This window comes from Actinoplanes sp. NPDC048791 (genome assembly GCF_040650095.1).
Lineage (GTDB): Bacteria > Actinomycetota > Actinomycetes > Mycobacteriales > Micromonosporaceae > Actinoplanes.
Map to the genome: position 1 here is coordinate 1 of NZ_JBEZGQ010000705.1, position 4548 is coordinate 4548.

The window sequence follows — 4548 nt, forward strand, 5'->3', positions numbered from 1 at the left end:
GGACCAGGCCGCCGCGGCACCGACGGCCGCGGCGTCGGGCGGCCCGCGGCAGGCGACGGCCGACCCGGGCCTGCCCACGCTGCGCTGCGCCGCCACCCGCCTGCCGGTCCCCGCCGGGATGACGACGGTCCAGCCCGCCGGGGTCGACCCGGGTGGCCGGTACGTCCTCGGCAACGAGGTCCGGTCCAGCGAGCTCGACACACCCGAGGGCAAGACGGCCGGCATCGCCGCCGGCCGGGTGCTTCTGTGGACGGACGGTCAGCCGCAGGTGCTGCCCCAGGTGCGCGACTGGGTGACGGCGAGCGCCGTGAACGCCGACGGCGTGGTGGCGGCCATCGCGGGGCCCAGGGACAAGTGGGCGGACACCGTCGTGCGCTACACCGACGGTGTGCCCGAGAAGCTGACGCCGCCGCCGGGCCGGTGGACGTTCACCGAGGCGAAGATCAACGCGACGGGCGACATCCTGGTCAACGCCGACCGGGAGAGCACCGACCATCGCACCGACGCGGTGCTGCTCTGGAAGGTGGGCGCGCGGACGGCCACGAAGCTGCCGCTGCCCGCGTACGCCGACGGCAAGGGTCTGACCGACGACGGCACGATCGTCGGCCAGATCATCTCCGGGAACGGGGAGACGCTCACGTCGTACACGTGGAACCAGCGGGGTAAGGGCCGGGCGCTGAAGGCGCCGGCCGGGCAGCAGGCGACCGTCAGCAATGTCCGCAACGGCTGGGCCACCGGCAACCTGTGGCCGTCCGGCGAGGTCGGCCGCTGGAACCTGCGTACCGGCGAGGTGACCCGCCTGCCGGTCGGCTCCCCGGCCAACGGCATCAACGACAAGGGCTGGATCGCCTCGAACGGCACGGTGCTGCGCAACGACACCAACGTCGAGCTGGGGCTCGCGGACGGGATGCGCGGCGACCCGCTGGCCATCTCGGACTCCGGGCTGGTGGTCGGCCTGCCGTTCGACGGCAGCTCGGGCGTGATCACCTGGCGCTGCGACGGCTGAGCCGGGCCGGCACCGAAGCCGGGCGGGCCGGTGACGCCGGCCCGCCCTGCCCGGGTCAGGACGCGCCCTGCTCCGGCTGATCGGCGTCGACGTCCTCGTCCGGGATCTCGTCGTCGTCCCCCTCGGCGGCGAGATCGGCCGGGCTACCGGCGGTGCTGGTCGCTGTCAGCGCGGCGGCGAAGAGCACCAGCTGGTTGACGGCGTTGAGGAAGACCAGCAGCCCCACCGAGCCGGCGACCAGATGGTAGGTGGGATTGGCCGCGGTGTTCTGCACGTACAGGCGGCCGATGGTTTTGAGCAACTCCAGCCCGGCCGCCGCCAGCAGAGCCGGCCCGAGCACCCGGCGCACCGGCATCCGTATGCGGGGCAGCCCGGTCAGCATGCCGGCGGCCAGCACCGTGTTCACCGCGAGGCCGACCAGCAGTCCGACCGTGGCCAGCACCCACCGCGACGGGGTGGCCGCGGTGTCGGCCGCGTCGACCGCCCGGTTCGCCAGGGTCGTCGTCACGTACGCCACCGACAGCGAGGCGGCCAGCAACACGCCCAGCCCGACCAGCACGAGCAGGTCGAGGAGCACCCGCACGACCAGCTTGCCGGGATATTCGGGCAGGTCCCAGATCTTGCGGATGGAGGACCGCAGCACGTCGACCCAGAACCAGCCCGTGATCGGCAGGCCGATGAACGCGACGACGCCCGCGGTGTTACGGGCGTTGCGCCACGTCTGCACGTCGACGGTGGGCAGGTTCTCCGCCGCGTAACGCTCCACCGCACGCAGCACCGCCGGGTCGTCCAGGACGAACCCGAAGACGGCGAAGCCGAGCAGGCCCAGCGAGAACACGGCGAAGAACGCGTAGTAGGTCACGGCCGCGGCCAGGCGGCCGCCGTCGGCCTCGTCGTACCGCAGCCCGGCCCGGACGAGGTGATCCAGCCAGCCGACACGGTGACGCAGTCGCCGCCACGCCACCGCGACCAGCCGCGGGAAGCGTCGGTCCGTCACGCGGCACCGATACCCCGCCGGCCCGGCCGCTACGCCCGTCCGGGGTTAGCGGACCCGCAGCCGGGTAGGCCGTGGGACAGATCTGAAGGGAGTGCGACCATGCCGATCGCGACGATCAACCCGGTCACGGGTGAAGTGCTCAAGACCTTCGACGCGCTCACGGAGGAGCAGATCGATGCCGCCATCGGCCGGTCGCTGACCGGCTTCCGCGAGCTGCGGAGAACCACCTTCGCGCAGCGGGCCGCCTGGATGACCGCAGCCGCCGGCCTGCTCGACGCCGACCGCGACGACGTCGCCGCCCTGATGACCCTCGAGATGGGCAAGACCTTCGCGGCGGCCAAGGCCGAGGTGGCCAAGTGCGCCACCGCCTGCCGCTTCTACGCCGAGCACGCCGAACGCTTCCTGGCCGACGAGCCGGCCGAGGCGTCCGAGGTCGGGGCCGTCCGCGCGTACGCCCGGTACCAGCCGCTGGGGCCGGTGCTGGCGGTGATGCCGTGGAACTTCCCGCTGTGGCAGGCGATGCGGTTCGCGGCGCCGGCCCTGATGGCCGGCAACACCGGACTGCTCAAGCACGCCTCCAACGTGCCGCAGACCGCCCTCTACCTGGGCGAACTGTTCACCCGGGCCGGCTTCCCGGCCGGGGCCTTCCAGACCCTGCTGGTCGGCTCCGACGCGGTGGAGCGCATTCTCACCGATCCCCGGGTACGGGCGGCCACGCTGACCGGCAGCGAGGGGGCCGGCCGATCGATCGCCGCCATCGCCGGCCGCGAGCTGAAGAAGACCGTGCTGGAGCTGGGCGGCAGTGACCCGTACGTCGTCCTGCCGACCGCCGACCTGGACCGGGCCGCCGAGGTCGCCGCCACCGCCCGCTGCCAGAACAACGGCCAGTCGTGCATCGCCGCGAAACGCTTCATCGTGCACACCGACGTCTACGACCAGTTCGTCGACGCGTTCGTGGCGCACATGTCGGCCCTGACCGTGGGCGACCCGATGATGGACACCACCGACGTCGGGCCGCTGGCCACCGAGCAGGGCCGCAAGGACGCCGAGGAGCAGGTCGCCGACGCGGTCGGCCTGGGCGCGACGGTACGGTGCGGCGGCCGCGCCCCGGAAGGTGCCGGCTGGTGGTACCCGCCGACCGTGGTCACCGACCTCACGTCGGCGATGCGCATGTACTCCGAGGAGGTGTTCGCGCCGGTGGCCGGGGTCTACCGGGCCGGGTCCCTCGACGAGGCGATCGAACTGGCCAACGCCACCTCGTACGGGCTCGGGGCGAACGCCTGGACGGCCGACCCGGACGAGCAGCAGCGGCTGATCACCGAGCTGGAGGCGGGCGCGGTCTTCATCAACGGGATGGTGACCTCGTACCCGCAGCTGCCGTTCGGCGGCGTCAAGAACTCCGGGTACGGCCGGGAGCTGTCGTCGGCCGGCATCCGCGAGTTCTGCAACCTCAAGGCGGTCTGGGTCGGCGAAGGCGACAAGGCGGACGTGGACGCGGCCACCGAGTAGCGGCCGCTCCCCCGTCGAACGTCAGCGCAAGGTCCGCAGCAGGGCCGCGAAGCTGGCCGCGTCACACAGATGCGGGAACCGCCCGCCCAGCCGCGCCTGGCCACTGCCCTCAGCGCTGAGCCTCAGCGGCATGGCGTCCGGCCGCGGCTCGCTGTGCGCGGGCGGGCTGAACCAGGACCGGTAGCCGGCGAGCAGCGCGTCGTCGTGCCGGGCGACCGCGAACTGCCGGTACAGCTCCGGTACGCCGCTCAGGTCGCCCGTGTCCAGCTCCCGTGTGGTCTCGGGCGGCTCGGCCGGCGTGTCCTGGAACGTGAGGACCGCCTGGGTGGCGTACGCGGCGGCGAACGTCTCGGCCAGCCGGGCCGACTCGGCGTGCGCGACGATCACCGGAGCCCGGTGCAGGGCCAGGCCGTTGATCAGCACGGCCAGGTCCTCGGCCAGCTGGGTGACGTCGTAGTCGTCGCGGGCCGCGGAGTCGCCGTGACCCGGCAGGTCGACGGCGATGGCGGCGCAGCTGTCGCCGAGCTCGGCGGCGACCGGCCACCACATGGTGCGGTCGTAGAACAATCCGTGCAGCAGGACGACCGGCCGGCCGAAGCGGCCCCAGCGGTCGTAGACGAGCCGGTTCTTCGGAGTTCCGTAGGCGTGGGTGGTGCGGCGGGGCGGTTGCGGGTGCACAGGGAATCGTCTTCCTGGGGGCTGCCGGACACGAGACAGACGCCGCCGGCGTGACAGCCGGGTGCGCGATGGCGTGCGGTGGTGCGGTGAGCAGGGAGGAAGAGCTGCTATACCCGCAGAACGCCCAGCAAACTCAGGTCCGCGTCGGCCGCGGCGGCGACGGTGTGCGACGTACGCAGATCCGGGCACAGTCCCGTCGCATCGACGGCGACCGTGGCGACCAGGGTGACGTCACCGGCCGGACGGGCGCGCGGCGACAGGTAGGCGGTCCAGTCGTCGCCGTGCTCATGCTGGTGGACGGGGTGTCCGCGACGATCTCCGCCTTCCGAGCGGCCGGCCACTGCGGATCGATGATGCA

At 72.8% G+C, this 4548-nt stretch carries 5 protein-coding genes; 2 read left to right on the forward strand and 3 right to left on the reverse strand.

Annotation, left to right across the window (positions count from 1 at the left end; genetic code table 11):
* Positions 1-1006: hypothetical protein (locus tag AB0C29_RS34990; protein ID WP_360829575.1), on the forward strand; the 1006-nt coding region annotated here is incomplete at its 5' end.
* A 55-nt stretch (positions 1007-1061) separates the two neighbouring features.
* Here AB0C29_RS34990 and AB0C29_RS34995 read toward each other — a convergent pair.
* On the reverse strand, positions 1062-2003 hold the full coding sequence (locus tag AB0C29_RS34995; RefSeq protein WP_360829578.1) for a YhjD/YihY/BrkB family envelope integrity protein: 942 nt from the start codon (positions 2001-2003) through the stop codon (positions 1062-1064).
* Between the two features lie 99 nt (positions 2004-2102).
* Here AB0C29_RS34995 and AB0C29_RS35000 point away from each other — a divergent pair, with 99 nt between their 5' ends.
* Positions 2103-3512, forward strand: a complete 1410-nt coding sequence (locus tag AB0C29_RS35000; RefSeq protein WP_360829581.1) for an NADP-dependent succinic semialdehyde dehydrogenase — start codon at positions 2103-2105, stop codon at positions 3510-3512.
* Positions 3513-3533: 21 nt separating this feature from the next.
* Here AB0C29_RS35000 and AB0C29_RS35005 read toward each other — a convergent pair whose 3' ends face one another.
* Both AB0C29_RS35005 and AB0C29_RS35010 read right to left on the reverse strand, forming a co-directional pair.
* Positions 3534-4190 (reverse strand): alpha/beta hydrolase, encoded by a 657-nt coding sequence (locus AB0C29_RS35005; protein WP_360829583.1) that lies wholly within the window; start codon positions 4188-4190, stop codon positions 3534-3536.
* A gap of 107 nt (positions 4191-4297) precedes the next feature.
* The coding region (locus AB0C29_RS35010) for a hypothetical protein (protein WP_360829586.1) at positions 4298-4548 on the reverse strand (251 nt) is incomplete at its 5' end.

Excerpts from the sequence above, each read along its gene's own strand:
- AB0C29_RS35000 (WP_360829581.1), top strand. The coding sequence starts at position 2,103 with ATGCCGATCGCGACGATCAACCCGGTCACGGGTGAAGTGCTCAAGACC.